This window comes from Pseudomonas bubulae (assembly GCF_037023725.1).
Classification (GTDB): domain Bacteria; phylum Pseudomonadota; class Gammaproteobacteria; order Pseudomonadales; family Pseudomonadaceae; genus Aquipseudomonas; species Aquipseudomonas bubulae.
Genome location: NZ_CP146077.1, coordinates 811,371 through 835,140, shown reverse-complemented (window position 1 = coordinate 835,140; position 23,770 = coordinate 811,371). Strand labels below are relative to the sequence as shown.

The window sequence follows — 23,770 nt, the reverse complement described above, 5'->3', positions numbered from 1 at the left end:
AAAAACCCGTAGCAGCCTTTGGCTGCTACGGGTTTTTCATGCCCGGATGTTTTATTCCGGTTTGCTGGGGATCAGCACCATTTGTGCGGGTACGTGGCGAATGACTTGACGGTTCAGCTTGAGGTCAAACCCGGGGTCGATCTTTTTAACCCGCTTGCTGATCAGTGTGGCCAGCCATGGATAATCCGCCGTACGCGGAACCTGCAGGCTGACGGCGCACTGGTAATTGACGATATCTTGCGCGATCAAATCCAGTTGATGGCGAAGTTTGGCAATATCGTTGATGTTCAGTGCAACGGTGGTGCTTTCGGCCGCCGGGTCGATCACCTTGGCCGGTGGTCGGGCCTCGGCAGCCTTGAGGGCGGCTTCAGCCTTGTCCAGCTCGGCCTTGCGGGCCTGGGCAATGGCGCTATTGACCCCACCGGTCAGTGCAGGGGCCTTGGGCATCAGGGCGCGGGCACGGCTCAGGGCGGTAGCTGCCGCGTTGACATCACCCTTTTGCAGGACGATCTGGCTGCGTTGCAGGTAGGCCTCGGCCAGTTGGCGCTGGTACTGCACCAACTGCGGATCATCCGGGGTTTGCGCCTGCAAGGCGCTCAATTGGTCTTCAGCGGTCGCGAGTTCACTGCTGGCCAGGTTTTGCTCCAGCTGTGCGATGGCCGTAGCGCGTGCGGCGGCGGCAGTAGTGTCGGCCGACGGCGTGCTTTGGCAGGCGCCCAGCAGCAGGGAAAATGCGGCCAGGAGCAAGTAACGGGAGTTGAACAGCTTCATTCCTGCGGCTCTCTAAGTGCGCAAAAAACAAGCAAGTCTACACCCCTCGACGGGGTAGAACAAAACTCAACAAAAACAGTGCTGCGGCACACACCACAATCGACGGGCCTGCTGGCGTGTCCTTAAACCATGACAGCGCAAGGCCACCCACTACGGCCAATATGCCCAGTGCGCTGGCGCCCAGTGCCATTTGCTCCGGCGAGCGAGCATGACGCTGGGCCGCGGCCGCCGGAATAATCAGCAAGGAGGTAATCAGCAACACGCCGACGATTTTCATCGCCACGGCAATCACCACCGCAATCAACAGCATCAGGGCCAATCGTAACGCCGCCACGGGCAGGCCTTCAACCATGGCCAGCTCTTCATGCACGGTGATCGCCAGCAATGGTCGCCACAGTGCAACCAGCAAGGCCAGAACCGTCGCGCTGCCACCCAGGATCCACATCAGGTCGGTTGGGCTGATGGCCAGCAGGTCACCAAACAAATACGCCATCAGGTCGATCCGCACTTCATGCATGAAGCTTAGTACGACCAGCCCGAGGGACAAGGTGCTGGGGGCGAGAATTCCGAGCAGTGTGTCGGATGCCAGCGACTGTCGCTGCTGCAGCGTGACCAACAGCACCGCCAGCAACAGGCAGCCCACGGTCACGGCAATGGTCGGGCTGATATCCAGCAGGAACCCCAGGGCTACGCCCAACAGGGCTGCGTGCGATAACGTGTCGCCGAAGTAGGCCATGCGCCGCCACACCACGAATGACCCCAAAGGGCCTGCAACTATTGCCAAAGCCAGACCTGCCAGCAGGGCGTAAAGCAGAAAATCAGCCATGCTTGCAGCCTTCTCCATGAACGTGGGCGGATGCCGCCGGGTTATTTTCGCTAACCACTGAGCCATGCAAGTCATGAGCATGGTCGTGATGGTGGTGATAAATCGCCAGGCTTTGTGCGTTTTTGCCAAATAGCTCAACGAAAGCCGGGTCACCACTCACCTGCTCGGGATGGCCCGAACAACAGACGTGGCGGTTGAGGCATACCACCTGATCGGTGGTGCTCATCACCAGATGCAAATCGTGGGAGACCATCAGCACGCCGCAGCCGTGGCGGTCGCGCAGGCGGGTGATGAGGGCATACAGCTCCGATTGACCGGCCACGTCCACGCCTTGCACCGGCTCGTCGAGCACCAGCAATTCGGGCTTGCGCAGCAGGGCGCGGGCCAGCAGCACGCGCTGCATTTCACCACCGGACACGCTTTGCACCGGGCTATCGATGACCTTTTCAGCACCGACTTCCTTTAGCGCCTCAAGGGCCTGGGCACGGTCTACACCGGGCACCAGGCGCAAAAAGCGCAACACGGACAATGGCAATGTCGGGTCAACGTGAAGCTTTTGCGGCATATAGCCCACGCGCAGCTTGGGCTTGCGCCATACGCTGCCGCTGGTGGGCTTGAGCAGGCCGAGCACGGCTTTGACCAGCGTGGTCTTGCCGGCGCCGTTGGGACCGATCAGGGTCACGATCTGGCCCGGTTCAACGCTCAGCTCGATATTGTCGAGTACGTTTTGCCCGGCATAGGTCACAGTGACATGTTGCAGGCGTATCAGTGCAGCGCTCATCAGGCCTCCCGGCAACCCGAACACAAACCGACCACTTCGACAGTCTGGCCTTCGACAGTAAAGCCGACATCCCGGGCGCTATTGATAATTGCGTCGCTGATGGACTTTTGCTCAAGCTCGATGGCGGCGTGGCAGTTGCGGCAAATCAGGAACTGGCCCTGGTGCGGGTGCTCGGGGTGGCTGCAGCCAACAAAAGCGTTGAGTGAGGAAATGCGGTGCACCAGGCCATTGTCGAGCAGGAAGTCCAAAGCCCGATAAACGGTAGGCGGCGCAGCGCGACGGCCATCCTGCTCGCTCAGTACTGCAAGAATGTCGTAGGCACCCAGCGGCTTGTGGCTTTGCCACACCAGCTCAAGCACCCGTCGACGCAAGGCGGTCAGGCGCAGGCCCTTTTGCGCACACAAGGCATCGGCCTCGGTCAGGGCGCTATGGACACAATGAGAATGGTCGTGGGGACGGCTGGCAAGCGGTGTTATAGGCATGGGCGGCGACGATTATTGAGAGAGACGTTATTATGTTACCTGTTTCAGCCATCATGAGTGCTTATCGTGCCCCGTCTTTTTTCCCTTTTTCTTGCTCTAAGCGCCAGTTTGCTTGTGATCAGCCCGGCCCGGGCCGAGGTCAACGTGCTGACCAGCATCAAGCCCCTGCAACTGATTGCCGCTGCCGTGCAGGACGGCGTGGGGCATCCGGAGGTGCTTTTACCGCCCAATGCCTCACCGCATAACTATGCGCTGCGCCCATCCGACGTACGGCGCGTGCAGTCAGCAGACCTTCTCTACTGGATCGGTCCGGACATGGAAGGGTTTCTGCCACGAGTGATCAAGGGCCGCACCCTGCCATCGGTTACGGTACAAACCCTGCCGGGCTTGAAATTGCGTCATTTCGCCGAAGATAGCCATTCGCACGAAGAAGATGCCGCCGAACATGATCACGATCATCGTCCCGGCACCCTGGATGCACACTTGTGGCTGGCTCCGGACAATGCGCGGGTGATCGCCGCGAAAATGGCGGCGGACCTGAGTGAAAAAGACCCTGCCAATGCGACCAGGTATCAAAGCAATCTCAAGGCCTTCAATGAACGCCTGGATGCGTTGAATGCGCGCCTCAAAACGCGACTGGCCGGGATTGCCGACAAACCGTTCTTCGTCTTCCACGAAGGCTACGACTATTTTGAAAGCGCTTACGGCATCAAGCACACGGGCACCTTCAGTGTGGCTTCGGAAGTTCAGCCGGGCGCCCAGCACGTAGCCGCCATGCGCAAGCGTCTGCAGGAAGTGGGCAAGACCTGTGTCTTCAGCGATCCGCCGCTGCGTCCGCGCCTGGCTGACACCCTGACGGCCGGGTTGCCGGTCAAGTTGGCGGAGCTGGATGCCCTGGGTGGCTACACCCCGGCGACGGCGCAGGGGTATGAGCAGTTGCTGGAAAAACTCGGCAATGACCTGGCGGGGTGTCTGGAAAGCTTGTAAGCCGACTCCCACAGATTGTGTGACATTCACAAAAGTTGCGGCTTGCCAGAACCTCTGTGGGAGCGGGCTTGCTCGCGATTGGATCGACGCGGTTGTTCAGATACACCGCGTCGCTACAATCGCGAGCAAGCCCGCTCCCACAATTGATTTCAGTGTTTGTTACAACGCGAACGGCAGCTGTACGGTCACCGTCTGACGCAAAGCCAGGCGTTTTTCAAACTCGCCCGGATCATGAATCAGCACGTCCTGACCGGCAAAGGTCTGGGCTGCGATCAGGCGCGACAGCCAGAACCGCACGCAAGCAACGCGCAACAGGGTCGGCCACAACTCGGCCTCGGCGGCAGTGAACGGACGCAGGGCGGCATAGGCACCCAGCAGCGCACGGGCGCGGGGAGCATCGATCTGACCGTCTTCGTCTGCACACCAGTCATTCAGGGCAATGGCCACGTCGTACAGCATCGGGCCCGAGCAGGCGTTGTAAAAATCGATCAGCCCGGTCAGATGAGTGCCTTCAAACATCGCGTTATCACGAAACAGGTCGCCATGCAGGTTCGCCCGGGGCAGTGCCAGAATCTGCGCCTTACGCTCAGTAATTTCCTGCAGCGCCTTTTGCAGCAAATCTGCTGAATCAGGCGACAAACCAGCCATCAAGGCAGGACCTTCAGCCAGCATCCAGTCCAGGCCGCGGTCTGTCTTGCGTTCCAGTACGTTGTTGCGGGTCGCGGTATGCAAGTGGCCGAGCAGTTCCCCAACCTGGGCGCAATGCTGGGCGTTGGCCTCACGAATATGCTTGCCCGCCAGGCGCGGCTGCAGCAGCGCCGGCTTGCCCTTGAGTTCGCGCAGGGCCTGGCCGTCAACGGTGCGCAAGGCGAATGGCACCGGCAGGTCGGCGTCATGCAGCACATCCAGCAGCTCGATAAAGAACGGCATCTCTTTGACCGGCCCACGCTCAACCAGGGTCAGGACAAATTCACCGCGCTCCAGGCTGATGAAGTAGTTGGTATTTTCGCTGCCCGCAGCAATCCCCTGGAAATCGAGCAAACGGCCGAGTTCATAAGGCGCAAGGAAGGTTTCCAACTCGCTGCGAGTCAGTGGGGTGAATACAGACATGATTTAAATTGCCAGTACGGGCGCCGCGCAAGGCGGCGCCAATTAAAGTTAAGACGCTACTTCCATTCGAAGATTTTCCACGAAGGAATCAGCATATCCGGCTGGTCGGAACGGATGTAATTGGCATCAGTACCATCAGCCCGTACCAGGAAGTACGGTTTGCCCCCTTTTGGGGTGACCTTGATGGCGTACAGGAAACCGTTTTGACGGTACTCCTGAATGGTTTTATCGCCTTCCGTGCGAATGGTTACATCTGGATCGGCGGTGACTGCTTCATCTGCTGCGAAGGTTACCAGCGGAGTGAATGCAAACAAACCGGTCAGCAACAGGCGATTGAGTGTGCGCATGATAACCTTGTCCCTTTGTCGTCATTGGTCCGGACATTCTAGCGCCGGACTCGCCGAAAAGGTTGATCCTGCTCATGAGCCAAGCTCCCCTCGTCCTGGTGGACGGTTCTTCATATCTGTACCGCGCCTTCCACGCGCTGCCGCCGCTGACTACGTCCAAAGGGCTGCCGACAGGCGCCGTGAAGGGCGTATTGAACATGCTCAAAAGCCTGCGCAAGCAGTATCCGGACAGCCCGTTCGCGGTGGTTTTCGATGCCAAGGGCGGGACATTTCGCGATGACATGTACGCCGAGTACAAGGCCAACCGCCCGAGCATGCCCGATGACATGCGGGTGCAAATCGAGCCATTGCACGCCAGTGTGATTGCGCTGGGTTTCCCCTTGCTGTGCGTTGAAGGCGTGGAGGCCGATGATGTCATCGGCACGCTGGCCCGCAGCAGCGCCGCGGCAGACCGACCAGTGGTCATCTCCACCGGTGACAAGGACATGGCCCAGCTGGTTGATGGCCACATCACGCTGGTTAACACCATGACCGGCAGCGTGATGGACATTGAGGGCGTTAAAGAGAAATTTGGCGTATCGCCCGAGCAGATCATCGACTACCTCGCGCTGATGGGCGATTCGTCTGACAACATTCCAGGCGTACCTGGTATTGGTCCCAAGACAGCGTCCGGCTTGCTGGTGGGTGTAGGCGGTGGTTTGGTCGATCTGTACGAAAAGCTCGATATCGTGCCGACCCTGCCCATTCGCGGCGCCAAAAACTTGCCTGCCAAACTCGAAGAACATCGCGAAATGGCGTTTTTGTCCTATCAATTGGCGACGATCAAGATCGATGTGCCGCTGGATATCGGCCTGGAAGACTTGCACCTCAAGGCGCCTGACTGCGAAAAGTTGATTGAGCTGTACACCGAACTTGAGTTCAAAAGCTGGATTGCCGAAGTTGAGCGCGAGGCCAAGCGTGCCGGGCAGGTGATTGTGCATGAGGCTCCTGAAGCGCCCGCCGAAGCGGAGCAACAGTACGAGACCATCCTCGATCAGGCTCGCTTTGATGTATGGCTAAAAAAACTCAACGACGCCAAATTGATTGCCTTTGATACCGAAACCACCGGCCTGGACGCGCAGCAAGCGCAGCTGGTGGGCCTGTCGTTCGCGGTCAAGCCTGGCGAAGCGGCTTACATTCCATTGACCCATTCCTACATGGGCGTACCCGAGCAACTGGATCGCGACACGGTATTGCGTGCCCTCAAGCCGCTGCTGGAAGACCCGAGCAAAGCCAAGGTCGGACAACACGCCAAGTACGACATGAATATTCTGGCCAACTGCGCCATCGGTGGCGATCAATCGTGCGGGATCATGGTTCAGGGCGTTGCCTTCGACACCATGCTTGAGTCCTATGTGCTCGACTCCACGGGCAGCCGCCACGATATGGACAGCCTGGCCCTCAAATACCTGGGCCACACCACCACCAGCTTCCAGGACATTGCCGGCAAGGGCGTCAAGCAACTGACCTTCGACCAGATTTCCCTGGAGCAGGCCGGCCCGTATGCGGCCGAAGATGCCGACGTGACCTTGCGCCTGCACCATGTACTGCACGAAAAACTCGCAGCGATCCCTAGCCTCAACAGCGTATTGACGGACATCGAGATGCCGCTGGTGCCGGTACTGGCGCGTATTGAACGCCAGGGCGCGCTGGTGGATGCCAACCTGCTGGGTATCCAGAGTGTTGAGCTGGGTGACAAGCTGGTTGCGCTGGAGCGTGAGGCTTTTGCCATTGCCGGTGAGGAGTTCAACCTGAGCTCACCCAAGCAACTGGGTGTGATCCTGTATGAAAAACTCGGTCTGCCAATCATCAGCAAAACGGCCAAAGGCCAGCCTTCGACTGCCGAAGCCGTGCTGGCGGAACTGGCCGAGCAGGACTTCCCGCTACCCAAGGTGCTGATGCAGTACCGCTCCATGAGCAAGCTGAAAAGCACCTACACCGATCGCCTGCCTGAGCAGATCAACCCGCGTACGGGCCGTATCCACACCTCCTACCACCAGGCCGTCACGGCGACCGGTCGTTTGTCTTCAAGTGATCCAAACTTGCAGAACATTCCGATCCGTACCGCCGAAGGTCGTCGGATCCGTCAGGCCTTTGTGGCCCCTAAAGGCTACAAACTGCTGGCGGCCGACTACTCGCAAATCGAGCTGCGGATCATGGCCCACCTGGCCAAGGACGAAGGTTTGCTGCATGCCTTCCGCAACAACCTGGACGTGCACAGCGCCACCGCTGCCGAGGTATTCGGGGTTGATCTGGCGGACGTCACCATCGACCAGCGCCGCAGTGCCAAGGCCATCAACTTCGGCCTGATCTATGGCATGAGCGCCTTTGGCCTGGCCAAACAGATCGGCGTCGACCGCAAACAGTCGCAAGCCTATATCGACCGTTATTTCGCACGTTACCCGGGCGTGCTGGACTACATGGAGCGCACGCGCACCCAGGCTGCCGAGCAAGGCTATGTCGAGACCATTTTCGGTCGTCGCTTGTACCTGCCGGAAATCAACGCGAAAAACCCGGCGCTGCGCAAAGGCGCCGAACGCACGGCAATCAACGCACCGATGCAGGGCACGGCAGCCGATATCATCAAAAAAGCCATGGTGTCTGTGGATAACTGGCTCAGCGCCTCAGGCCTCGATGCCCGCGTCATCCTGCAGGTACACGATGAACTGGTGCTAGAAGTGCGCGAAGACCTGGTGGACCAGGTGCGTGATGAAGTGCGGATACACATGAGCGAAGCGGCGAAGCTGGATGTGCCGCTAGTGGTTGAAGTAGGCGTGGGCAACAACTGGGATGAAGCGCATTAATGAGGGAATGTGGGAGCGGGCTTGCTCGCGATGCAGGCGACGCGGTCTGTCGCAATGACCGCGTTGATGCCATCGCGAGCAAGCCCGCTCCCACACTAAAAATTTATTGCTGCTGCAGAGACCGGGCTTATTCCAAAGAGTTTTTAAGCTCCCGGAACTAAATCTGCCAACACCACTCAGATTTATTGAATGGGTGGTGAAGCCCTTCAAAGCTCCTAATGTTGTGTTAAGTGTTGGCAGATACCTGAACCCCGCCCTAGCGGTTCAGTACTTGAACCCCGGACCTCCTTCCCCCCATGCGAAGTCCGGGGTTTTTTTTGCCTGCGATTTGTTACTCGTCAGCTTCAACCAGTTCTTCGCCTTTGTTCGGCAATTCCATCCAGCGTGCCAGCACGGTGTACGCCTCTTCCAGGCCCATGCGCTTTGGCGTGGAGAACAACTGGATGGTGACGGCATCGCCCCATTGCTTGCGAATGTCCGACTGGATTTTAAGCAGCGTATTTTTTGCAGCGCCGTACGTCAGTTTGTCGGCTTTGGTCAGCAAAATGTGCATAGGCATGCCGCTGGACACGGTCCAATCAAGCATCAAAAGGTCGAAATCGGTCATTGGATGACGGATATCCATCATCAAGATCACACCCTTGAGGCTTTCACGGCTGCCGAAATATGCTTCAAGGTGGCGCTGCCAGTGCAATTTCAGCGGGATCGGCACCTTGGCATAACCGTAACCTGGCAAGTCGACCAGGCGACGTTCTTCGTCCAGTTGGAAGAAGTTCAGCAACTGAGTGCGGCCCGGAGTTTTCGACGTGCGCGCCAGGCTGGCGTGGGTCAAAGTGTTGAGTGCACTGGACTTGCCGGCGTTGGAGCGCCCGGCAAACGCGACTTCGTAGCCTTCGTCATCGGGGCATTGATCGACTTTGGCAGCGCTGAGCATGAAGGTGGCCTGTTGGCACAGACCGAGAATGGGGTTCTTGAGTTGCATGGGATTTCCGATGTGAGCGGCGTCAGGAATGGACGCGGCGAGCGTGTCGTTTCCGTTTCAGTGACGCCAGTATATAATGCCGCAGATTTTGTGTGCGCTTTGTCCCAGCGTAGGATGAAGAACACGGGAGCAAAAAACCCAGGTTGCGCATTAGAACGCAGCAGGCTCCCAACCCTGAAAAGGTCGTTTTATGACTGCTGGTGACGGTGTCTTGATGCCACGTTACAGCATTCAGGCTACACAGGATCCGGAAGCCGTGTACAACCGCGTTTGTATTGTCTGCCATGCTGGTCAGCTAATAGGCCAAGGTAAGAGCAAGGTATGTAGGCGCTGGTACGACATGTGACCCAGGGTTTCAAGGCGATGCCGCCGCGTGGTTTGTGCATGGACTGCAGTGTCGAGGATTACCGAACTGTCCTACAGTGGATAAGCGAGTGAGCCCGGCCCATAACTCTTTAACCCTTAGCCGTAGTTGGATTAGCTGATGAACAAATTACTCGTGAGTCTGCTGTTGACCTTGGGCGTCAGCGGTATTGCCCAGGCTGCTAGCACCGCTGTGGTAGGTGATGCTGCTGCAGGTCAGGCAAAAACCGCTGTATGTGGCGCTTGTCACGGTCCGGACGGCAATAGCATGGCCCCAAACTTCCCCAAGCTGGCCGGGCAAGGTGATCGCTACCTGCTCAAGCAGTTGCATGAAATCAAGGACGGCAAGCGTCAGGTGCTGGAAATGACCGGCCTGCTGGCGAACCTGAACGATCAGGACCTTGCCGACATCGCGGCCTACTACTCAAGCCAGAAAGGTTCGGTTGGCGCTGCTGACCCGGCCCTGGTAGCCCAGGGTGAGGCCCTGTTCCGTGGTGGCAACCTTGAGAAAGGCATGCCAGCGTGCATCGGCTGCCACTCGCCAGACGGCCAGGGCCTTGCCGCTGCCGGCTTCCCGCACCTGGGCGGCCAGCACGCCAGCTATATCGAGAAACAGCTGACAGACTTCCGTGAAGGCGACCGCGCCAACGATGGTGACTCGATGATCATGCGCGGCATCGCGGCCAAAATGAGCAACAAGGACATCAAGGCGCTGGCCAGCTATATTCAAGGCCTGCACTAAGGTCTGTACGGTCGGCGGGGCCAGGTCTTGATACCAGAGGTCACGTTAACGATCGTTTAATCCTTGAATGTGAACCTCAAAGGGCAGCTTCGGCTGCCCTTTTGCATCGCGTCTACAGTTACACTATCGAACTCAAGCCAGCATGGACCTGTCTGAATACAGGTCACGTTGATATGACCTTATCTGTCCAGGAGTAAAGCATGCGTAATCTGATTCTCAGCGCCGCTCTCGTCAGTGCCAGCCTGTTTGGCATGACCGCTCAAGCTGCCGAGCCGCTTGAAGCGGGCAAACAATATGTAGAGCTGAGCAGCGCCGTTCCGGTTGCCGTGCCTGGCAAGATCGAAGTGGTCGAGCTGTTCTGGTATGGCTGCCCGCATTGCTTTGCATTCGAGCCAACCATCAATCCCTGGGCAGAAAAACTGCCCGCCGACGTGAGCTTCGTGCGTATCCCTGCCATGTTTGGCGGGATCTGGAATGTTCATGGCCAATTGTTCATCACCCTTGAAGCCATGGGCGTTGAAAACAAGGTTCACAAAGCCGTGTTCCAGGCCATCCACGACGGCAAGAAGCTGGCAACCCCAGAAGAAATGGCTGATTTCCTGGCCGGTGAAGGCATCGATAAAGACAAGTTCCTGAGCACTTACAACTCGTTCGCCGTCAAAGGCAAAGTTGAAGACGCCAAGAAGAAGGCACAGGCCTATCAAATCTCCGGCGTACCGACCATGGTCGTCAACGGCAAGTACCGCTTCGACCTGGGCACTGCCGGTGGCCCTGAAGGCGCTTTGAGCGTGGCTGACCAGCTGATCGCCAAAGAGCGCGCAGCGGGCGCAAAAAACTAAGCGGCGCCCTCGCCCATGCTCCGCTGGAAAGGCGAGCGAAGTGTTGGTCTGCATGAGCCGCAGATCAACGAAGATCATCTGGCGTCCTGCGGGATGCCGGATGATCGACGTTTACGACTGCTCAGTTTCAATATCCAGGTGGGTAACAGCACCCAGGGTTACCGGCATTACCTGACCCGCAGTTGGCAGCATGTGCTCCCCCATAAGGGGCGGGCCGGTAACCTGGAGCGTATTGGTGACCTGCTCGGCGACTTCGACCTGGTCGCCCTGCAAGAGGCCGACGGTGGTAGCCATCGTTCTGGCTACATCAATCAGGTCAAGTATCTTGCCCAGCAGGGCGAATTTCCCTACTGGTATCAACAACTCAATCGCAATCTCGGGCGTCTGGCCCAGCACAGTAATGGTGTGCTCAGCCGGTTGCGCCCTGCCGCGATTGAAGATCATCCCTTGCCCGGCCCTGCGGGGCGTGGTGCGATTCTGGTGCGCTTTGGTGAAGGCCCCGACGCTTTGGTGGTCGTGGTCATGCACCTGGCGCTGGGAACCAAAACCCGCACCCGGCAGCTGGCCTATATTCGCGAGTTGATTGGCGACTATCAGCACCAGGTGTTGATGGGCGACATGAACACCCATGCCAACGACCTGCTGCACACCTCGCCACTGCGGGACCTCGGGCTGCTGGCGCCGCAAATGGAGGCCACCTTCCCCAGTTGGCGCCCGCAACGTTGCCTGGATCATATTTTGCTCAGCCCAAGCCTGACCCTTGAGCGCGTCCAGGTACTGGATCAGCCTATCTCGGACCATCTGCCGGTAGCCGTCGATATCCGTCTGCCAGGCTCTGTCGGCGTCGACTCCCAGATCGCGCTGCGCCCGCCTGACAACGGGGCGAAGGCATGAGGGACGAGGCCGCGCGCTGGAAAGAGAAATACCTTAAAAGCGTGGAGCTGCAAGACAAGCTTGAGCGCCGCTGGAATGCCCGCCTCGACTTGCTGCGCCGTGGCCTGGTGCGTAGCACCCTGGCCGCTGAGGGCACGGACCGCACGGTCGACCAATGCATGAAAGAAATGCGCGAAGCGGTGCGCACCAATGAGATGGACGCCGCCCTTGCCGCCTTGCTCCCGCGCCTTGAAAAAGCCGTGCTCGACTCCGAGCAGCGACGTGAAACCCGGGTTGAGCAAGTCAGCGCAGCGCTCAATACGCTGGTCACCCAACTGCAGGCCCTGCCACTGCCCCGTGAGGTCAGCAAGCCGCTCAAGGCCTATGCCAAACAGCTCGAAAACCGGGTGACGCACGCCCGAGAAATACCGCTGCTGCTTGGTGAGCTGAGTCACTTGCAAGGGCAGGCACTGGCGCCGCAACTCAATGACGCCCAGCCGCCCAAGCCGGGCTTGTTACAGCGATTATTTGGTGCACAAGACGCTGAAAAGGCACTTGGCGAAGCGACTGTGGTTCCGATTCCGGTTGAGACTCAGGCGCCGCGACCGGCTGCGCCGAACAGCGTGGTCCCAGCGCATGTTGCCGAGCCGCCGGCAGTACCCACGCCTCAGCCTGAACCGGTAATTGTTGAAGCCGAACCACAGCCCTTGCCGCCCGTTGCTACGGCTGACGATGACGCCCAGGCGCTTGCCGAGCCGTCCCCTTCGGTACCTCAAGAGGCTCAAGAGCATGCATCCAGCGGTGCACTTGAGTCAGTGGTCGCGATGGTTGAGGCCGAAAATGATCAAGCCAGGGATTTCGTTGAGCAGTCGCCGCTCGACGAACAGACTGAGCTGGCCGAAGTCGATGCTGTCTATGCCCTGCCTGATGCCCCCGAGCCAACCTACAGCAGCGTGGCCGAGCACATTGAGTCCACACTGCTCGGGTTGTTGAGCGGCCTGTCGCTGCCTGAACACCACAGGCCACAGGCCGAGGCCATGTGCCGACGTCTGGAAAAAGGGCTCAACTGGTACGAATTACTGCCGATCCTCGACGATCTTGCGGTTTTGATGCTGGCCATCACTGACAGCGGCCAGCATGAGTTCGAGGCTTACCTCAAACAGCTCAATGAACGCCTGGAGTCATTTCAGAACAACCTCCAGGCGGCCAGCGAGGGTCATGCCGAGGGTCGATCCGCCGCCGACGACTTGCACAGCCAACTGCGCGAACATGTGGACGGTTTGCAAAACAGCGTGCAGGACGCCGTTGACCTTAACAGCCTCAAGCACCTGCTGGAGAATCGTCTCGAAGGGCTGCTGGGCACGATGGACCAGCACCAGCAGCAGCGCATCGCCCGTGAACAGGAGGTCTCGGCCCACCTCCAGGGGCTGGCCGAGCGTATCGCGAGCATGGAACAGCAGGCCCAGGGCTATCGCGAGCATCTTGAAGAACAGCGCCAAAAAGCACTGATAGACCCCCTGACCGATCTGCCTAACCGGGCGGCATGGGGCGAACGCCTGCAATATGAAGTCGATCAGTGGCAAAAAAACGGTAATCCTCTACTGATTGCCATGCTCGACCTCGATCATTTCAAGCGTATCAATGATGGTTACGGCCACCTGGCGGGCGACAAGGTGCTCAAGATCATTGCCACCCAGTTGCGCAAGCATCTGCGGCCGATCGACTTTATTGCCCGCTTTGGTGGCGAAGAGTTTGTGCTACTGATGCCCGATACGCCGTTGAGCGCAGGTTTGCATCTGATCGAGAAGCTGCGGGCAGCAATCCAGGCCTGTCCGTTCCACTTCAAGGGCGAACCCGTGACCATCACCACGTCTATCGGTGTATCCGCGTTCAGGCCGGGTGATCGCAGTGACCATGTGCTTAAACGGGCTGATGAAGCACTGTATCGGGCCAAACGGCGTGGACGTAACTGCGTGGAGCCTCAAGCAGCGACTATTGAAACTTGATATTTATTTGTCGCTTTATGTAGTTACTTTCTAGACAGCAAGTAGTCCCTGTCGGTATTTAAAATTAATTAACGGATTCCCTCGCGGCTTTCTTGACGGGTTGTGAGTGGGCGACTTATATAAAATAACAGTCCGGTTTGGTTACCCGACAAGTAACGACGGCACTGTAGACATCTCTTTATCAAACCCCCATCGACAATGCCGCCGGGCACTGCAGGCTCTAGCCCGGTGGTATAAAGCCAGTACGGTGTACGGCCGTAAAAGGTAGTGTATGAAAATATTGATTTACTTGTTACCTGTGTTCTTTTTGATCACGGGCTCTGTTTCGGTAAGTGCAGCCACTAAAACCCCGATCTATTCGGCCTCCATTAACAAGGATGGAACACTGGCCGCACAATCGCCGCACTGGATTGAAAGTATTGAATACTCCAGCCAACCCGATTATGCAGCCAGTTATAAAGTTAATCTGATGCCCGATGCCTTTCAAAAGGAGCCAAAATTTTGTGTGGCATCGACTTACGACAATTCAAGCTATGAACATACCCTTTATAGCATCGCCAAATTGTCGAGCAAACCGACCCGATCCGAAGTGAATGTTATAGGCTTGATGCTGGGTGCCAACGGGCCATCCGGGGATTCATCGATGAGTTTTTACCTGGTGTGCGGCAAATAAATCACCTTCCGAAGGCTGCGACCCTGTTGGTGTTTACAAGGTCGCAGCCCTTGTCTTCATCCGGTACAGCTGCACGACACGGGCGGTAAGGTATGCTTGCCTATTAATTGCTCAGTCGTGTTGTTCTCGCCCATGAAATTCTCCGCCCTGATCTTGTCCCTTGCCCTGCTGGCCGGTTGCAGCAACGGTCTGCGCATGGACACCAGTCATCCTTCAATCAACCACGACAGCCGCGTGCAGTTTGTGGTGCTTCACTACACCTCAACCTCGCTGGAGCGCTCCCTGGAGCTGTTAACCCGCGGCCCGGTCAGCAGCCATTACCTGGTCGGGGATACTCCGCCGACCATTTACAAACTGGTGGATGAAAACCAGCGCGCCTGGCACGCCGGTGAAAGCCAATGGAAGGGCCGCACCTGGCTTAACTCCAGCTCCATCGGCATTGAAATCGTCAACAAGGGTTTTCGCGATACGCCCGAAGGTCGAGTCTGGTACCCCTATACAGAGGGTCAGGTCCAGTCGGTTATCGCACTGCTCAAAGATATTTCAACCCGCTATCAGATCGACCCGCGCAACATTATTGGCCATAGCGATATCGCGCCCTTGCGCAAGCTGGATCCAGGCCCGCTGTTTCCCTGGAAGCGCCTGGCCGACGCAGGCTTTGGCATCTGGCCGAACGCCCGGGCCGTAGCCCGGGAGCAAGCACTGTACGCCAGCAACTTGCCAAGCATCACCTGGTTCCAGCAGCAACTGGCGCTTCTGGGCTACGAAACCCCGCAAACCGGAGAGCTGGATGTCGCCACTCGCCACGTTCTGGCCGCCTTCCAGATGCATTTCAGGCCTTCGCGATACGATGGCACTCCGGATGCTGAAAGTGCGGCCATTTTGAAAGTGCTGAACACGCAAAAGCACTGATGAGCTAGAGCAATGGCAGGGCCATGTAAAATTGTGTGCCTTGCCCTGGACGCGAATACACCCCAATGCGCCCGCCATGCAGTTGCACAATCTCTTTGCACAGTGCCAGCCCAAGGCCGGCGCCACCCTTTTTGCGCCCCACTTGCACAAAGGGCTCAAAAATCCGCCCTTGTTGGCTATAGGCAATGCCTTCGCCATTGTCTTCGATGCTGATAATCACCCGTTCCCCATGGCGCCTGGCCTGCAGGCAGATCTGCCCGCCACTGGCGGTGTGGCGCAAGGCGTTGTCCAGCAGGTTGTCCAGCACCCGCTCCAACTGGGCCTGATCGGCCCGCAACTCAGGTAGCGGTTGTTGCAGCTGCACCAGCAGCTCGACATTTTTTACCCGCGCACGGTCGGCGAAACGGACACGGGCGTCCTCGAGCATGTGTTCGACACTGCAAGGGGCCAGCGTCAGCTTCTGCATGCCGTTTTGATAGCGGGAGAAGTTCAGCAGGTCATTGATCAACTGCATCAGGCGCTGCATTTCTTCGTTGACGGTGTTGAGCAGGTCGGTTTCCCGTGACTGGGGATCAAAGCGTGAACGCTCCAGAAACAACCCGAACGCCATATGCATGCCGGTGACGGGGGTGCGCAACTCATGGGAGGCCCGCAACACGAACTCGCTGCGTACCCGCTCAAAGGCACGCTGCTCGGTGACGTCGTGCAGCACCATGACGGCGCCGAGGATAGGCCCCTTGGGCTGGCTCACCGGGGTCAAGCTGTAGGTCAGGAGTCGGGTTTCGCCTTCAATGTCGACGCTCAAGTCTTCCGGCAAGCGCTCAAGACTGCCTCCGCGCAGTACTGTTTGCAGTTGCTGGTCGAGTTCCGGACGTTGCAAGGCCTCACCCAGCGACTGCCCCAATCGCCCTTCATCCCAACCCAGCTGGCGCTGTGCGACGGGGTTCAAGTGCTCCAGCCGGCCTTGCTGATCGATCATCAACAACCCGTCATCGATACTGTCGAGTACCGCTTGCAGCCGCTGCTGGCCCGCCAGCAGCTCGTCGATGTTGGTTGCCTGATGCTGGCGCAATGCCTCGGCCATAATCCCAAAGCGCCGCGTCAGCAGGTTCATCTCTGTGGCCGAGGAGAGCGGCAACACCACTTCGAAATTGCCTTTGCCAATGTTATCCGCGGCCTTGGCCAGTGCCTCGATCGGGGCACCAAAACGCCTGGCAATACCGTGGGCAGTGATAAAGCCGATGATCAGCACGGCAATGCCGACCAGGCCGAGCAAGGCGGCGACGACCAAGGCGCGATCCCGGGCTGCGGCCTGGGCGGCATATATGGTGTCGAGCGCACGACGGTGTTCGGTAATCAGACCGTTGCGCAGTTGATTGAAGCGGCTGGTCAGATCCTTGTCATTGCTCAGGTTCAGTTGCGCGTCGCTGGCCTTGTTGAAGGCCAGCAAAAAACTGCTGTAATCCTCCCGGGCCTGGGCAAAACCGCTATGCAGATTGTTTTTACGCTCATGCTCGATGCCCTCGTCGAGCAGCTTCAAATACTCCCGGGCTGATGACTTCAGCGCTTCAGGATCTGGCTGGTTGTGCAGCATCATCACCAACTGATCGCCCAGCGACTGACGCAGTTTCAGGCCCAGATCGAGGGTAATGAAGTTGTTACGAATCAGCGCTTCCTGGGTTTTCGCCATTTGCATCACGCTGACGACGCCAAGCAACAGGCCAAGCAGCGCCACCGTGATTAACGCGGAAATGCTCAGGAACAGGCGGGTGCGCAGCTTGATCGCAAGTTTCATCGCGGGCTCACAGGTTGTACTGCTTACGTTTGCGGTACAGCGTCGAGGCATCGATACCCAGGGTTTTTGCTGCCTGATCCAGGGTTTCACTGGTGGCCAGGACGGCGCCGATATGGGCTTTCTCCAGTTGATCGAGGCTCAGAGCAGCGCCAATGCGCGGGGCGTTGGGTACCGTTTGTTCGGCCATGCCCAGATGGCTGACTTCAACCACTTCCTGCGGGCAAATAATACTCGCGCGCTCAACCACATTGCGCAACTCGCGGATATTGCCCGGCCAACGGTAATTGGCCAGGGCCCGGCGGGCTTCCTCACTGAAGCCGCGGGCAGGGCGAGCATATTCCTTGACGAAACGGGCCAGGAAACGGTCGGCCAGGGTCAGGATATCCTCACTGCGCTCGCGCAGCGGCGGCAAATGCAGGGTGATCACGTTGAGACGGTAGAGCAGGTCTTCACGGAAGCGGCCATCGCGCACCATGTCCTCAAGGTGGAGGTTGGTGGCGGCCAGAATCCGTACATCGGCGCGGCGGGTAACGGGGTCGCCGACGCGCTCGTATTCTTTGTCCTGAATAAAGCGCAGCAGTTTTGGCTGTAGGGCCAGCGGGAAATCGCCGATTTCATCGAGGAACAAGGTACCGCCATCGGCCTGATTCACCCGGCCCAGGGTGCTTTCGCTGGCACCGGTAAAGGCTCCACGGGTATGGCCAAACAGTTCGCTTTCCATCAGCTCGGCCGTCAGTGACGGACAATTGATCGTGACACAGGACTTTTTCGCCCGTTTGCTCCAGCCGTGGATTGCGCGTGCCAGTTCCCCCTTACCGGTACCCGACTCGCCCAGAATAAGAATATTGGCATCCGTACCGGCCACCTGGCGGGCGGTTTCGAGCACCGCCATCATGGCCGGGCTATGGGAGTCGAGGCCTTCTTTGGGCTTGCGTACTTCACCCTCCAGGGCTTCAAGCCGGGCCGCCAACTGGCGCACTTCCAGTTGCTTGGCCGTGGCCAGCCTTAGCTGGTCGGGGCTGCACGGCTTGACCAGATAATCGGCGGCACCTGCCTGGATCGCATCAACGGCTGTATCGACGGCCGAGTGGGCAGTGACTATCACAACACGCATCCACGGCGCCTGGATACGCATTTGAGCCAGCACATCCAGACCGTTGTCTTCGCCCAGGCGCAGATCGAGAAAACACAGATCGAACACCTGTCGTTGCAGCAGTGCGTCGGCCTGCGCTGCGCTGTTAGCGGTGGCGACAGTGTAGCCCTCGTCTTCGAGGCAATAGCGGAATGTACGCAGGATGGCGGACTCATCGTCGACCAGCAGAATGCGGCCCTGTTGCTCTTTGGCTGAATCCATTTCCTACGTTCCTTTATATGTGGTCTTGGTTAGTGTCGGAATAATCGGGCAAGTTGCATGATTTTTCTGATTGATTCCGAGGCTAGCACCGAAGGCTCTGGCCTGCATAAGGTAACTGGCTGATTTTGCGGCTTTTTGCGTTGAGTCGCAGGTCGAAATTAATCCCTCTCGCAGCAGCTGACTCGCGGAGCAAGGCTGCGTCCGACGGCGAAGCCGTCGTAAACCCTGAAAACCGGATTTTACTGGCACACCGTGGTGTCTGATTTGCGACGGCTGTGCCGCCGCACGCAGCCTCGCTCCGCGAGTCAGCTGCTACGCGACGTGTGGTATCCCCTGATCGTGCAGAACGCCCGACCCGCAGGCCGGGCATCGTGCAGGTTGCGCGTCAAATCCATCCGAACAAATAGATAACATATTGATTTATAACGGTTTTTTATTGTGCCAAAAGCTGGCACGGCCCCTGCAATTACCCTTGTACAGAGCGTCGCACAGAGCGGCTCAACCTCACATTGACCACCGGGTGGCAGGAGTTTGAACATGAATATTCACGAATTCTCCAACTTGCGTGTTTCGTCATTGCATCTGCAACAAGGTCTGTTCGCCAGCCTTGCGTTGTCGGTGACCCTGATCGGTGGTCAGCAGTTGGGCCGGTTGGAGCAAGCACCGCAGCCGGTTGCCGCTGCACAGCACTACATCGCTCCCCAGCAGCACTTCAAGGCATTTGGCCCAGTGTCTGATACCACTGGCCGTTACGAACTCGCAGCCTCGGACGAAACCCAAATCGCCCGCTCGCAACCAGCACCTGAACGTTGGGTGTTTTAAGTGTTCACAACCTTGAGGCCCTGATCGGGCGTCGAGACACACCCTCATCACCCTGTTTCGCACAGTAATAAGGAGAATCACCATGTTGAGTTGGGCCATTACCTTCCTGATTATCGCCATCATCGCTGCTGTCCTTGGCTTCGGTGGTATTGCGGGCACCGCTACCGGCATTGCCAAGATTCTCTTTGTCGTGTTCCTGGTGATGTTTGTGGTGTCCTTTATCTTTGGTCGCCGCGGTCGAGGCTAGAGATGACCGCCCCCTCCTTTAAGGCTACGGTCGCTGTCCTGGTAACGGGCGGCGGCCGAGGGGCATGAAACCGGTTACATGGATGCAGGCAGCCAAGGTTCTACCTTGGTTTTTTTGTGCCCGGAGAAAATCTTTCGGCGGCTGTAATGCCTTATCAGGGTTCATTTTTTTGAAAACAAATGTGGCCTGAACAGCACTTCGAAACGTCGACCGTATATCGACTTGTAGAAAAATAGCCCGGACTTATATCTGATTTGTGTTGTCGGATATTTCTTGGATATAAGCGGCTTAATGCCACCCCCTCCTTAGCCAAAAAGACCTTGAAACAGCCGGTCTACGGCACTTATGTCGTCTATTCTGTGGATTCTCAGGAGGGGCGATTTGAGGTCTTGTCGGACAAAACCCATGCCGATTCGGCATAGGGTAGGCGTTTACGGCATTAGACGGCCACCTCATGCATGGGAATAGTTGCGCCTTTTTTCGCCTGCCAAAGAGCCTTTCGGGCTCGGTTTGGGCGACCTTCTACGGGGGTGGCGGTTTCTGCTTTTTGCGCTTTCAAGCGCTCTATTCAGAGCCTCTGCCCGAGTCCACTTGAAGTAAGGGTAATGACATGAAGAAGGCAAAACTTAGCCTCGCCTGGCAGATCCTGATTGGTCTGGTCCTCGGGATTGCAATCGGCGCGCTGCTTAACCATTTCAGTGCTGAAAAGGCCTGGTGGATCAGTAACGTTCTGCAACCTGCCGGCGATATCTTTATCCGTCTGATCAAGATGATCGTAATCCCAATCGTGATTTCTTCACTGGTTGTCGGGATTGCAGGCGTGGGAGATGCGAAGAAACTCGGTCGTATCGGTTTTAAAACCATCATTTACTTCGAGGTGGTCACCACCATCGCGATCCTGGTCGGCCTGGTGCTGGCCAACGTGTTCCAACCCGGTGCCGGTATCGACATGAGCACCCTGGGCACGGTCGATATTTCCAAGTACGCAGCCACGGCAGCTGAAGTCACGCATGAACATGCGTTTATCGAGACCATCCTCAACCTGATTCCATCGAACATCTTCGCGGCCATGGCTCGCGGTGAGATGTTGCCGATCATCTTCTTCTCGGTGCTCTTCGGTCTCGGTTTGTCGAGCCTGAACGCCGAACTGCGCGACCCGCTGGTGAAAACCTTCCAGGGCGTGTCCGAGTCGATGTTCAAAGTCACTCACATGATCATGAACTACGCGCCAATCGGTGTGTTCGCCCTGATCGCCGTGACCGTCGCCAACTTCGGTTTCGCCTCGCTGGTGCCTCTGGCCAAGCTGGTGCTGCTGGTTTACGGCGCCATCCTGTTCTTCGCCGTTGCGGTGCTGGGCCTGATTGCCAAGCTGTTCGGCTTCTCGGTGTTCAAGCTGATCCGTATCTTCAAGGATGAACTGGTTCTGGCTTACTCCACCGCCAGCTCCGAAACCGTGCTGCCACGCGTGATCGAGAAGATGGAAGCCTACGGCTGCCCGAAAGCGATCTGCAGCTTTGTGGTACCGACCGGCTACTCGTTCAACCTTGACGGCTCGACCCTGTACCAGAGCATCGCGGCAATCTTTATCGCCCAGCTGTATGGCATCGACTTGTCGATCAGCCAGCAACTGCTGCTGGTACTGACCCTGATGGTGACCTCCAAAGGCATCGCCGGTGTACCAGGCGTATCCTTCGTGGTACTGCTGGCGACCCTGGGCAGCGTGGGTATCCCGCTGGAAGGCCTGGCCTTTATCGCCGGTGTTGACCGTGTGATGGACATGGCCCGTACGGCCCTGAACGTGATCGGTAACGCCCTGGCGGTACTGGTAATCTCCCGTTGGGAAGGCATGTACGACAACGCCAAGGGCGAGCGCTACTGGAACTCGCTGCCGCACTGGCGCAGCAAGGAAGCCCTGCCAAAAGGTGAGTAACCTCGCCTGGTAGCGCAACTCCCACAAACCCCGGCCCTGGCCGGGGTTTGTTGTTTCTGGGGGTAGGCCGCTATCATTCGCATCATCTTCCAGGAGTTTTCTTGATGCTCAACGGCCTATGGCTCAGCTTTTTCGTCGTCGCTACGGTGTCGGCGCTCGCCCAATGGCTGGTGGGGGGCAACGCGGGGATCTTCTCGGCGATCGTGGAAAGCATCTTCGCCATGGCCAAGTTGTCCGTCGAAGTGATGATCTTGCTCTTCGGCACCCTGACGTTATGGCTCGGCTTCCTGCGCATTGCCGAAAAAGCCGGCATCGTCGATTGGCTGGGCAGGGCCCTGGGACCTCTGTTCAAGCGCCTGATGCCGGAAGTCCCGCCTGGGCATCCGGCGCTGGGCTTTATCACCCTGAACTTCGCCGCCAACGGCCTGGGGCTGGATAACGCGGCCACGCCCATCGGCCTCAAGGCCATGCGTGCCCTGCAAGAGCTCAACCCGAGCCCGACCAGTGCGAGTAATGCACAGATCCTGTTTCTGGTGCTCAACGCCTCGTCCCTGACCCTGCTGCCGGTCACTATCTTCATGTACCGTGCCCAGCAAGGGGCGCCGGACCCGACACTGGTATTCCTGCCGATCCTGCTGGCCACCAGCGCCTCGACCCTGGTCGGCTTGCTGTCGGTGGCCATTGTCCAGCGCCTGCGTCTGTGGGACCCGGTGGTGCTGGCGTACCTGGTGCCTGGCGCGCTGATCCTGGGCGGTTTCATGGCATTGCTGGCGACCCTGTCAGCCACGGCGCTGGCCAGCTTGTCGTCGATCCTGGGCAACCTCACGCTGTTCGGCCTGATCATGCTGTTTCTGGTGATCGGGGCGCTGCGCAAGGTCAAGGTCTACGAAGCGTTTGTGGAAGGGGCCAAGGAAGGCTTCGACGTCGCGAAAAACCTGTTGCCGTATCTGGTGGCGATGCTGTGCGCGGTGGGTGTGCTGCGTGCTTCCGGGGCACTGGATTTTGGCCTGGACGGTATTCGCCATGTGGTTGAGTGGCTGGGTTGGGATACGCGCTTTGTCGATGCGCTGCCAACGGCCATGGTCAAACCCTTTTCGGGCAGTGCGGCGCGGGCCTTGCTGATCGAGACCATGCAGACCCAGGGGGTGGACAGCTTCCCGGCGCTAGTGGCGGCCACGGTGCAGGGCAGCACGGAAACCACGTTCTATGTGCTGGCGGTGTACTTCGGCGCCGTGGGCATCCAGCGTGCCCGGCATGCGGTGGGTTGCGCCCTGCTGGCCGAGTTTGCCGGCGTGGTGGCGGCGATTGCGGTGTGCTACTGGTTCTTCGGCTAACCCAGGCCACCTTGTGGGAGCGGGCTTGCTCGCGATGGCATCACCGCGGCCACGCAGGTAAACCGTGTTGCCTGCATCGCGAGCAAGCCCGCTCCCACAGGTTTACAGGGTTTTACGCCACACACTCACCAGCCACGGTTGCTGGTCACGGGGCAAGCCCGCCGGGCGGTAGTAGTGCTCCAGCTCGGCAAACCCTGCAGCCGTCAGCATCGTCCGCCAGTTCTGCAGATCGTGATAAGCCCCGTAACGCTCACCGTTCCAGCCTTCGCGGTTGTCGCCGCGCGGGTTGGAACTGAGCAGTACGCCGCCGGATTTCAGGGCTGCATGCAGCTTGCCCAGCACCTGGCCCAGTTCCTGGGTCGGCACATGGAACAGCGAAGCATTGGCGAAGATGCCGTCGAAGCGTTCAGCGGGCAAGTCGAGCTTGAGGAAGTCCTGGTGCCACACTTCACAGCCGCTGTCTTCGCGGGCCATTTGGGTGAAGCGTTCGGTGCCGTCCAGCCCGATTGCCACATGCCCGAGGCGGGTGAAAGCCTGCAGGTCGCGACCCGGTCCGCAGCCGAAATCCAGGACAGTGAAGGGCGCCGAACCTTGAATATGACGCAACAGGGCGTCGATGTTCTGGCTCACGTCATGGTCGCGGGTGCCTTCACGAAAGCCCTCGGCGCTCTGTTGATAGTGGCTCAGGGTCGTGGCGGCAATCTGTTCGAGAGTTTTTGCATCGAGGGTCATCGCAGGCTCGGGCGGCGGC

22 protein-coding genes and 1 pseudogene are annotated in these 23,770 nt (G+C 58.4%); 13 read left to right on the top strand and 10 right to left on the bottom strand.

What is annotated here, in order from left to right; all coding sequences use genetic code 11:
- Nucleotides 1–51: 51 nt before the first annotated feature.
- Genes V6L81_RS03815 through V6L81_RS03800 form a run of 4 tightly spaced genes read right to left on the bottom strand, consistent with a single transcriptional unit; the run spans nt 52 to nt 2,860 of the window.
- On the bottom strand, nt 52–771 hold the full coding sequence (locus V6L81_RS03815) for a PA5502 family lipoprotein (RefSeq protein WP_094999682.1): 720 nt from the start codon (nt 769–771) through the stop codon (nt 52–54).
- A gap of 37 nt (nt 772–808) precedes the next feature.
- Entirely contained in the window at nt 809–1,597 is a 789-nt protein-coding gene (gene znuB, locus V6L81_RS03810) for a zinc ABC transporter permease subunit ZnuB (RefSeq protein WP_094999681.1), read from the bottom strand.
- The gene (gene znuC / locus V6L81_RS03805; RefSeq protein WP_094999680.1) at nt 1,590–2,378 is read right to left on the bottom strand and encodes a zinc ABC transporter ATP-binding protein ZnuC; all 789 of its coding nucleotides are present in this window, start codon (nt 2,376–2,378) and stop codon (nt 1,590–1,592) included. Before znuC ends, znuB begins: the two co-directional genes overlap by 8 nt.
- The gene (locus V6L81_RS03800; protein ID WP_094999679.1) at nt 2,378–2,860 is read right to left on the bottom strand and encodes a Fur family transcriptional regulator; all 483 of its coding nucleotides are present in this window, start codon (nt 2,858–2,860) and stop codon (nt 2,378–2,380) included. Before V6L81_RS03800 ends, znuC begins: the two co-directional genes overlap by 1 nt.
- A gap of 66 nt (nt 2,861–2,926) precedes the next feature.
- Here V6L81_RS03800 and V6L81_RS03795 point away from each other — a divergent pair, with 66 nt between their 5' ends.
- On the top strand, nt 2,927–3,847 hold the full coding sequence (locus V6L81_RS03795) for a zinc ABC transporter substrate-binding protein ZnuA (RefSeq protein WP_095017886.1): 921 nt from the start codon (nt 2,927–2,929) through the stop codon (nt 3,845–3,847).
- A 159-nt stretch (nt 3,848–4,006) separates the two neighbouring features.
- Here the strand turns inward: V6L81_RS03795 and V6L81_RS03790 are convergent, their stop codons facing one another.
- Both V6L81_RS03790 and V6L81_RS03785 read right to left on the bottom strand, forming a co-directional pair.
- Nucleotides 4,007–4,957, bottom strand: coding sequence for a homoserine kinase (locus tag V6L81_RS03790; protein WP_095020623.1), 951 nt, complete (start codon nt 4,955–4,957; stop codon nt 4,007–4,009).
- Nucleotides 4,958–5,013: 56 nt separating this feature from the next.
- Nucleotides 5,014–5,304 (bottom strand): DUF2782 domain-containing protein, encoded by a 291-nt coding sequence (locus tag V6L81_RS03785; protein ID WP_019828138.1) that lies wholly within the window; start codon nt 5,302–5,304, stop codon nt 5,014–5,016.
- Between the two features lie 74 nt (nt 5,305–5,378).
- Between V6L81_RS03785 and polA the strand changes: the two genes are divergently transcribed.
- Complete coding sequence (polA, locus tag V6L81_RS03780; protein ID WP_095017888.1) at nt 5,379–8,147, top strand: DNA polymerase I; 2,769 nt, start codon at nt 5,379–5,381, stop codon at nt 8,145–8,147.
- A gap of 331 nt (nt 8,148–8,478) precedes the next feature.
- Here polA and yihA read toward each other — a convergent pair whose 3' ends face one another.
- Nucleotides 8,479–9,129 (bottom strand): ribosome biogenesis GTP-binding protein YihA/YsxC, encoded by a 651-nt coding sequence (gene yihA, locus V6L81_RS03775; RefSeq protein WP_094999674.1) that lies wholly within the window; start codon nt 9,127–9,129, stop codon nt 8,479–8,481.
- 190 nt (nt 9,130–9,319) lie between these two features.
- Between yihA and V6L81_RS03770 the strand changes: the two are divergent.
- The 7 genes and pseudogenes from V6L81_RS03770 to V6L81_RS03740 all read left to right on the top strand — a co-directional run bounded on the left by V6L81_RS03770 (nt 9,320) and on the right by V6L81_RS03740 (nt 15,537).
- Nucleotides 9,320–9,567: pseudogene (locus V6L81_RS03770) on the top strand (c-type cytochrome).
- Between the two features lie 46 nt (nt 9,568–9,613).
- A complete protein-coding gene (locus V6L81_RS03765; RefSeq protein ID WP_095038479.1) occupies nt 9,614–10,234 on the top strand; it encodes a cytochrome c in 621 nt (206 codons plus the stop codon).
- A 200-nt stretch (nt 10,235–10,434) separates the two neighbouring features.
- The gene (locus V6L81_RS03760) at nt 10,435–11,073 is read left to right on the top strand and encodes a thiol:disulfide interchange protein DsbA/DsbL (protein ID WP_016782754.1); all 639 of its coding nucleotides are present in this window, start codon (nt 10,435–10,437) and stop codon (nt 11,071–11,073) included.
- Nucleotides 11,074–11,088: 15 nt separating this feature from the next.
- Nucleotides 11,089–11,967, top strand: a complete 879-nt coding sequence (locus tag V6L81_RS03755) for an endonuclease/exonuclease/phosphatase family protein (RefSeq protein WP_094999672.1) — start codon at nt 11,089–11,091, stop codon at nt 11,965–11,967.
- Nucleotides 11,964–13,952: a diguanylate cyclase gene (locus V6L81_RS03750; protein WP_095020622.1), complete on the top strand. Its 1,989-nt coding sequence runs from the start codon at nt 11,964–11,966 to the stop codon at nt 13,950–13,952. The genes V6L81_RS03755 and V6L81_RS03750 overlap by 4 nt, the downstream gene beginning before the upstream one ends.
- A gap of 271 nt (nt 13,953–14,223) precedes the next feature.
- Entirely contained in the window at nt 14,224–14,625 is a 402-nt protein-coding gene (locus tag V6L81_RS03745) for a hypothetical protein (protein WP_095038478.1), read from the top strand.
- 132 nt (nt 14,626–14,757) lie between these two features.
- Nucleotides 14,758–15,537: an N-acetylmuramoyl-L-alanine amidase gene (locus V6L81_RS03740; RefSeq protein WP_094999669.1), complete on the top strand. Its 780-nt coding sequence runs from the start codon at nt 14,758–14,760 to the stop codon at nt 15,535–15,537.
- 4 nt (nt 15,538–15,541) lie between these two features.
- On the opposite strand, the gene V6L81_RS03735 is transcribed toward V6L81_RS03740, so the two are convergent.
- On the bottom strand, nt 15,542–17,332 hold the full coding sequence (locus V6L81_RS03735; protein ID WP_094999668.1) for an ATP-binding protein: 1,791 nt from the start codon (nt 17,330–17,332) through the stop codon (nt 15,542–15,544).
- A gap of 7 nt (nt 17,333–17,339) precedes the next feature.
- Nucleotides 17,340–18,686 carry a sigma-54-dependent response regulator transcription factor AlgB gene (algB, locus tag V6L81_RS03730; RefSeq protein WP_094999667.1) on the bottom strand — a complete coding sequence of 449 codons (1,347 nt, stop codon included), beginning with the start codon at nt 18,684–18,686 and terminating at the stop codon, nt 17,340–17,342.
- Between the two features lie 537 nt (nt 18,687–19,223).
- Between algB and V6L81_RS03725 the strand changes: the two genes are divergently transcribed.
- The 4 genes from V6L81_RS03725 to V6L81_RS03710 all read left to right on the top strand — a co-directional run bounded on the left by V6L81_RS03725 (nt 19,224) and on the right by V6L81_RS03710 (nt 23,019).
- Entirely contained in the window at nt 19,224–19,508 is a 285-nt protein-coding gene (locus tag V6L81_RS03725; protein WP_094999666.1) for a hypothetical protein, read from the top strand.
- An 82-nt stretch (nt 19,509–19,590) separates the two neighbouring features.
- Nucleotides 19,591–19,755 carry a DUF1328 domain-containing protein gene (locus V6L81_RS03720; RefSeq protein ID WP_019828122.1) on the top strand — a complete coding sequence of 55 codons (165 nt, stop codon included), beginning with the start codon at nt 19,591–19,593 and terminating at the stop codon, nt 19,753–19,755.
- A 610-nt stretch (nt 19,756–20,365) separates the two neighbouring features.
- The gene (gltP, locus tag V6L81_RS03715; RefSeq protein WP_094999665.1) at nt 20,366–21,685 is read left to right on the top strand and encodes a glutamate/aspartate:proton symporter GltP; all 1,320 of its coding nucleotides are present in this window, start codon (nt 20,366–20,368) and stop codon (nt 21,683–21,685) included.
- 104 nt (nt 21,686–21,789) lie between these two features.
- Complete coding sequence (locus V6L81_RS03710; protein ID WP_094999664.1) at nt 21,790–23,019, top strand: nucleoside recognition domain-containing protein; 1,230 nt, start codon at nt 21,790–21,792, stop codon at nt 23,017–23,019.
- Nucleotides 23,020–23,121: 102 nt separating this feature from the next.
- Here the strand turns inward: V6L81_RS03710 and V6L81_RS03705 are convergent, their stop codons facing one another.
- Nucleotides 23,122–23,751 carry a bifunctional 2-polyprenyl-6-hydroxyphenol methylase/3-demethylubiquinol 3-O-methyltransferase UbiG gene (locus V6L81_RS03705; protein WP_095017892.1) on the bottom strand — a complete coding sequence of 210 codons (630 nt, stop codon included), beginning with the start codon at nt 23,749–23,751 and terminating at the stop codon, nt 23,122–23,124.
- Between the last annotated feature and the right edge of the window lie 19 nt (nt 23,752–23,770).

What these genes read in the sequence shown, in the direction of transcription:
- V6L81_RS03815 (WP_094999682.1), bottom strand. Translation starts at nt 771, where the DNA reads ATGAAGCTGTTCAACTCCCGTTACTTGCTCCTGGCCGCATTTTCCCTG.
- znuB (WP_094999681.1), bottom strand. Translation starts at nt 1,597, where the DNA reads ATGGCTGATTTTCTGCTTTACGCCCTGCTGGCAGGTCTGGCTTTGGCA.
- znuC (WP_094999680.1), bottom strand. Translation starts at nt 2,378, where the DNA reads ATGAGCGCTGCACTGATACGCCTGCAACATGTCACTGTGACCTATGCC.
- V6L81_RS03800 (WP_094999679.1), bottom strand. Translation starts at nt 2,860, where the DNA reads ATGCCTATAACACCGCTTGCCAGCCGTCCCCACGACCATTCTCATTGT.
- V6L81_RS03790 (WP_095020623.1), bottom strand. Translation starts at nt 4,957, where the DNA reads ATGTCTGTATTCACCCCACTGACTCGCAGCGAGTTGGAAACCTTCCTT.
- V6L81_RS03785 (WP_019828138.1), bottom strand. Translation starts at nt 5,304, where the DNA reads ATGCGCACACTCAATCGCCTGTTGCTGACCGGTTTGTTTGCATTCACT.
- polA (WP_095017888.1), top strand. Translation starts at nt 5,379, where the DNA reads ATGAGCCAAGCTCCCCTCGTCCTGGTGGACGGTTCTTCATATCTGTAC.
- yihA (WP_094999674.1), bottom strand. Translation starts at nt 9,129, where the DNA reads ATGCAACTCAAGAACCCCATTCTCGGTCTGTGCCAACAGGCCACCTTC.
- V6L81_RS03765 (WP_095038479.1), top strand. Translation starts at nt 9,614, where the DNA reads ATGAACAAATTACTCGTGAGTCTGCTGTTGACCTTGGGCGTCAGCGGT.
- V6L81_RS03760 (WP_016782754.1), top strand. Translation starts at nt 10,435, where the DNA reads ATGCGTAATCTGATTCTCAGCGCCGCTCTCGTCAGTGCCAGCCTGTTT.
- V6L81_RS03755 (WP_094999672.1), top strand. Translation starts at nt 11,089, where the DNA reads ATGCTCCGCTGGAAAGGCGAGCGAAGTGTTGGTCTGCATGAGCCGCAG.
- V6L81_RS03750 (WP_095020622.1), top strand. Translation starts at nt 11,964, where the DNA reads ATGAGGGACGAGGCCGCGCGCTGGAAAGAGAAATACCTTAAAAGCGTG.
- V6L81_RS03745 (WP_095038478.1), top strand. Translation starts at nt 14,224, where the DNA reads ATGAAAATATTGATTTACTTGTTACCTGTGTTCTTTTTGATCACGGGC.
- V6L81_RS03740 (WP_094999669.1), top strand. Translation starts at nt 14,758, where the DNA reads ATGAAATTCTCCGCCCTGATCTTGTCCCTTGCCCTGCTGGCCGGTTGC.
- V6L81_RS03735 (WP_094999668.1), bottom strand. Translation starts at nt 17,332, where the DNA reads ATGAAACTTGCGATCAAGCTGCGCACCCGCCTGTTCCTGAGCATTTCC.
- algB (WP_094999667.1), bottom strand. Translation starts at nt 18,686, where the DNA reads ATGGATTCAGCCAAAGAGCAACAGGGCCGCATTCTGCTGGTCGACGAT.
- V6L81_RS03725 (WP_094999666.1), top strand. Translation starts at nt 19,224, where the DNA reads ATGAATATTCACGAATTCTCCAACTTGCGTGTTTCGTCATTGCATCTG.
- V6L81_RS03720 (WP_019828122.1), top strand. Translation starts at nt 19,591, where the DNA reads ATGTTGAGTTGGGCCATTACCTTCCTGATTATCGCCATCATCGCTGCT.
- gltP (WP_094999665.1), top strand. Translation starts at nt 20,366, where the DNA reads ATGAAGAAGGCAAAACTTAGCCTCGCCTGGCAGATCCTGATTGGTCTG.
- V6L81_RS03710 (WP_094999664.1), top strand. Translation starts at nt 21,790, where the DNA reads ATGCTCAACGGCCTATGGCTCAGCTTTTTCGTCGTCGCTACGGTGTCG.
- V6L81_RS03705 (WP_095017892.1), bottom strand. Translation starts at nt 23,751, where the DNA reads ATGACCCTCGATGCAAAAACTCTCGAACAGATTGCCGCCACGACCCTG.